This window comes from Acidiphilium sp. PA, assembly GCF_026191915.1.
Taxonomy (GTDB): Bacteria; Pseudomonadota; Alphaproteobacteria; order Acetobacterales; family Acetobacteraceae; genus Acidiphilium.
In genome coordinates this window covers 1-5,160 of the sequence record NZ_JAIMBY010000060.1, presented here as the reverse complement: position 1 = coordinate 5,160, position 5,160 = coordinate 1, and the positions used below count along the sequence as shown (strand labels likewise).

The following is a 5,160-nucleotide window of genomic DNA, read 5'->3' as shown; positions in this document are numbered from 1 at the left end:
AGGATCGCCGTCAGCGGATCCTCAACGTCTCCGGGCTTGCGGAAGGGAAGAATAGTGCTATCGCTCGTCATAGGCGTATCGCTCCTTCAAGAGGTTCAGGCAGGCTTCCACCCGCCTCGATACGCCACCTTTCTCACTATGCCATCACCGAATTTCGGCCATAGCTCCGTTGCCTCACGAACCACTCGACCGGTCGCGTCAGCCACGCAGACGCTTGAGCTTTCCAGTGATACGTCAATTCCTCCATCGTGTTCCATAGTCTGTTCTCGATGATGCTCGGAGCAGGACCCTCCTGACTCCGTCCAATTGACACCATCATTCTGAGGGACCGCCACCCCCTCTGGCATTCTTGACCGAAGCGGCCCGGCCCGTTACCCGATCTCTGAAAAGGGGATATGCTCGCCACCCGGAAGCTAGACCGGTTCGGCGGCTACCTACGCTACTTGATCAACCAATTCCACGACCTAACGGGGGCAACCGTGGATATGAAGGCAATCGTCGGCACGGCCGCGAATCTGAACAATATGACCGCGGGTGGCCTCTTGGTGTTCGGCATTTTCGCAAAGTTCACCAAGTTTCACCGTCAGTTGGCCCTCGAGTGCGCAGATGCTGGGCTGGTCTCCACATGAGACGTCGCCGCGACGAAAGGAGGCTGTTCAAAATGACCTCTGCCAAGCCTCCCATGGTCCAGCCCGCCGAGGGCCAGTACGCCACCAACGGGGGCAATCGTTGCCGCGGGCGCGACGTTGCGCGCCAGGAACCCTGCCGCCGCGTGGACCCGATGGGTTCAAGTCGAACGGGAGGCGAAATGATGCGCGGGCTTGTTGCACGACGGCGGCCATTGAACGCGCGACCCACTCCGATGTCATCATGATCACCCCGGCGTATCCGAGCGGGGCAAAGGCATCCAACACGGCGCTCCAGGAAATCGAACGCCTTCGGCGGCGTGAGATGGAGCTAGAGCGAGAGGTTGCCCGCTTGAAAGAGAGGGCGGGCATGAGCAGTGTTGCTCGTAGCTATTATCAGGCGATTTGCGAGAGCGCAGTTGATTTTGCCATCATCGCCATCAATCGGGATGGGCTCGTGACCGAGTGGAACGCGGGAGCCGAACAGATACTTGGCTGGTCGTCCGACGAGATGCGCGGCGAGCATATAGACCGCATTTACACAAATGAGGATCAGGCGGAAAGTCGTTCTCGTCTCGAAATGCAACGCGCTGCGGCGGAAGGGCGTGCCAACGATGAACGCTGGCATGTGAAAAAGAGCGGCGTGCGCTTCTGGGCTTCGGGCGAGATGATGCTGCTGCAAGGCAACAATGATGCAGATATCGGGTTTATCAAGATTCTGCGGGACCGCACGGCAGAGCATGAAGCGACTATCGCACTGCGCGAGGAGACCCGCAGACTTGAGACGCTGAACCGGACCGGCGCTACGATCGCGGCCGAACTAGATCTCGAACGCGTGGTACAAAGTGTCACCGACGCCGGCGTTGAACTGACAGGCGCGCACTTTGGGGCGTTCTTCTACAACGTTCTGAACGAAGCCGGCGAAAGCTACATGCTCTACTCGCTGTCCGGGGCGGACCGATCCTCGTTTGACCGCTTTCCGATGCCGCGTGCGACTGAATTGTTCCAGCCGACCTTTCGTGGCGAGAGGGTGCTGCGCTCGGAAGACATCCTTGCCGACCCTCGCTACGGCAGAAGCGCCCCTCATTACGGGATGCCTCACGGTCATTTGCCGGTTAGGAGCTACCTTGCGGTCCCAGTCATCTCAAGGTCGGGTGAGGTTCTCGGCTGCCTGCTCTTCGGCCATCCGAAGCCGGGCCAATTTGGCGAGCAAACTGAGCGTTTGATGTTGGGCATAGCCGCGCAAGCGGCGGTTGCCATCGACAACGCGCGGCTCTACCAAACCGCCCAGCGAGAAATCGAAGATCGGCGGCGCGCCGAGGCTCGACTGATGGACCTGACCCAGACCCTGGAAGCGCGGGTCGCCGAACGCACGGCGGAACGTGATCGGACCTGGCGGCTGTCTCAGGATCTGCTCGCCGTCGTCGAGAGGGATGGAGTGATAGCGTCCGTGAACCGTGCCTTCACGGCGCTGCTGGGGTGGGACGCCCGAGAGATGATCGGAATCCAGTTTCTTGAATTCACCCATCCTGACGAGATCGATGTCACATTCGCTGTCTTCAAAGGGATTTTCGAAGCACCCCTTGTTAAACCTTATCAGTTCCGGCTACGCCACAAGGATGGCACCTACCGCTGGTTTGCTTGGACCGGAGCGTTCGAGGACGGGCGGGTTTACGCGAACGGGCGGCACACCACCGCCGAGCATGAACAAGCCGAAGCTCTTGCCCTCGCCGAGGAGCAGCTACGCCAAAGTCAGAAGATGGAGGCGGTCGGACAGCTCACGGGAGGCCTAGCACACGACTTTAACAACCTTCTTGCCGGAATCAGCGGCAGCCTGGAACTGCTGCAGACCCGCATAACCCAGGGACGGTTGGATGAGCTTGACCGCTACATCGGTGCAGCACAAGGTGCAGCAAAGCGGGCCGCCGCGCTGACCCATCGACTACTTGCCTTCTCACGCCGGCAGACGCTTGATCCCAAGACTACAAACATGAATCGGCTGGTTGGGGGCATGGAGGATCTGATCCGCCGTACGGTAGGTCCGTCGGTGGAGATTGAGGTGACGGCGGCCGCCGGGCTATGGATGACGCTGATCGACCCGGGCCAGCTTGAGAACGCGCTGTTGAACCTATGCATCAACGCACGCGACGCCATGCCCGCCGGCGGTCGGTTGACCATTGAGACCGCCAACCTTGTGCTGGATAGCGAGGCCACGCGTGAACACGAGCTGCCGCCCGGCCAATACGTTGCGCTCTCCGTGGCAGATACCGGCACGGGTATGGCCCCTGACGTTATAAAACGCGCCTTCGACCCATTCTTCACGACGAAGCCGATCGGCATGGGAACAGGTCTGGGTTTGTCGATGGTATACGGCTTTGCGCGCCAGTCCGGCGGCCAAATAGGGATCAGCTCCGAGGTCGGACACGGCACAAAGATGTCGCTCTATTTGCCTCGCCACTGCGAGGAAGACGGTGGCATTGAGAACACGATTAGCCAAGCAAGGACGCAGCGGATTAAGCAAGGCAAGACAGTGCTGGTGGTGGACGACGAGCCTACCGTGCGCATGCTGGTTACCGAAGTACTGAGGGACCTCGGCTATGTCGCGATCGAGGCAGACGATAGTGCGGGTGCACTGCAGATGCTTCGGTCAGACGTTTCCATTGACCTCCTAATTACCGATGTGGGCCTACCCGGGGGCATGAACGGGCGTCAAGTCGCCGACGCGGGCCGGGAAGTGCGGCCAGGACTGAAGGTGCTGTTCATCACGGGTTACGCAGAAAAGGCTGCGGTCGGCGATGGTAACCTGGATCCCGGTATGCAGGTGCTGACCAAACCCTTTGCAATTGAGGCACTCGCCAGTCGGATCTATGAACTCACCGAATCAGCCTAGCCTACTAAAAGGGTCGGTGTCAGGTTCCGTTTCACTGTCTTCAGTCGGTTAATCTAATTTTCGGTCTCACCGTTGCTCAAGGTTTCGGTTATTGCATTGCCAACCGCCGCCAAATCTTGGCTCAGCATATCTACGAAGCGGCTAATCAACCCCCGTAAACATATCGCGTCGACCACGAGGTTCACAAACCGACCGATGGTGGCCCCGCAAACAGACAATCGAGGATTGCGGAGCGATGTTGTGTCACCAGCGAAATATGGCCATGCCCTTCCACCATCCGCAGCACCGCACCCGGCATCCGACCAGCAATCCACGCGGCGTGGCCATGCGGCACCATCAGGTCGAGATCGCCCTGCCAGATGGTTACGGGGATCCCGATCGCAGCAAGGTCGAAGCCCCAAGGCCGCGTGAAGGCCAGATCATCATCGACCCAGCCGTCAAACCCGCCGCGCAGTGCGCGGCGTATCACCGCCGCGAGCGTATCGGCCTGGCCACCGGACAGTTCATCACGATCGATCTGCGGCACCAGACCGCCGAAGGCGGCGGCGAGTTCCAGCCCGGTCACGCTACGAAACCCTTCGGCGTTCGCCGCCTTCCACGCCCGCAACGCCGCCTCGCCCTGCAATGCGGCACCGAATTCTTCAATGTTCTCCGGCCCCATGCCGGCAAAAAAATCCAGCCCCGGTTCTCCGTAGGGGCCGACCCCCGCAAGCGTCGCGACGCCTTCGCAACGCGGCGCCAGCAGCGCGGCGCAGGCGAGCGCGTGCGGGCCGCCGCCCGACCATCCGGCGGTATGGAACCTGCGGTACCCCAGTTGGTCGAGCAGCATCTCGACCAAAGTCGCAATATCCGCCACGCTGCGCCCTGCCATCCGCCCGGATTCGGCATAGCCAGGTCGACTCATGCAGATCAGCCGGATGCCGCGCGCCCGGCAATCCATGTCCCAGTCGGCGAAGCTCGTCGCGTCGGATGGTGTGCCATGATGCATCACGAGTGCCCGACCGTGCGGATCGCCGCCCAGATATAGATCGATGATACGGCCGTCGGTCAGTTCGAATGCGCTGGGCGTTTGCATTATGCTCCACTTTCAAAACAAATGATCGGTGTTGTTTCGGCGCGGTTGCCGGAAGCTGCGCAGGGGTTCAGGTAATCCGCTGATACCGTAGGCCCCGAGCGAGCCAGCAACCGAGGTCGATGGCGGTGGGGCGGCCGGTATCACCGCGGCTGATGCGCAGCGTCCAGTCGCCAGGTGGCGTGTGGTCGAGTGCGCGGGGGCAGGGCAGCGCCCAGAGATCGGTCGCGATCGGGTTCAGCGCCTCCATCCGGCCTTGGCCAAGCCAGCCGGAGACGGCGCCGAACAACACACCGCCGGCTTCGGCAACTGTGAGTTCGGCATCCAGTTCGGCGCAGCGATAACGCCCGGCGATATCCGGTACGGGCTGGCCGCTTACCGGCATCAGACGTGCGCCAAAATTCTCGGCCGCTCGGTGCAGCCACAACCCATCCTTTGTAATATCGAATCCTGATATATTGCCTGTGTTCCACGAGGAATGTCCTGCCCTGGGTGGCGACCCAGGGCAGGACGGCTGGCGTCGGATCGGGCCCATCCTGGCCACTTGGGGCCGCAACGTAGCTTGATCGCGC

The 5,160-nt window shown here is 61.1% G+C and carries 4 protein-coding genes; 2 read left to right on the top strand and 2 right to left on the bottom strand.

All coding sequences use genetic code 11. The features are described from left to right. Positions 1–395: 395 nt before the first annotated feature. Complete coding sequence (locus AruPA_RS21245) at positions 396–629, top strand: hypothetical protein (RefSeq protein ID WP_265638729.1); 234 nt, start codon at positions 396–398, stop codon at positions 627–629. A 241-nt stretch (positions 630–870) separates the two neighbouring features. Next, positions 871–3,516: a PAS domain S-box protein gene (locus AruPA_RS21240; protein WP_265638728.1), complete on the top strand. Its 2,646-nt coding sequence runs from the start codon at positions 871–873 to the stop codon at positions 3,514–3,516. Positions 3,517–3,697: 181 nt separating this feature from the next. Here AruPA_RS21240 and AruPA_RS21235 read toward each other — a convergent pair whose 3' ends face one another. Next, positions 3,698–4,591 carry an alpha/beta fold hydrolase gene (locus AruPA_RS21235; protein WP_265638727.1) on the bottom strand — a complete coding sequence of 298 codons (894 nt, stop codon included), beginning with the start codon at positions 4,589–4,591 and terminating at the stop codon, positions 3,698–3,700. 67 nt (positions 4,592–4,658) lie between these two features. Next, positions 4,659–5,123 (bottom strand): hypothetical protein, encoded by a 465-nt coding sequence (locus tag AruPA_RS21230; protein ID WP_265638730.1) that lies wholly within the window; start codon positions 5,121–5,123, stop codon positions 4,659–4,661. Between the last annotated feature and the right edge of the window lie 37 nt (positions 5,124–5,160).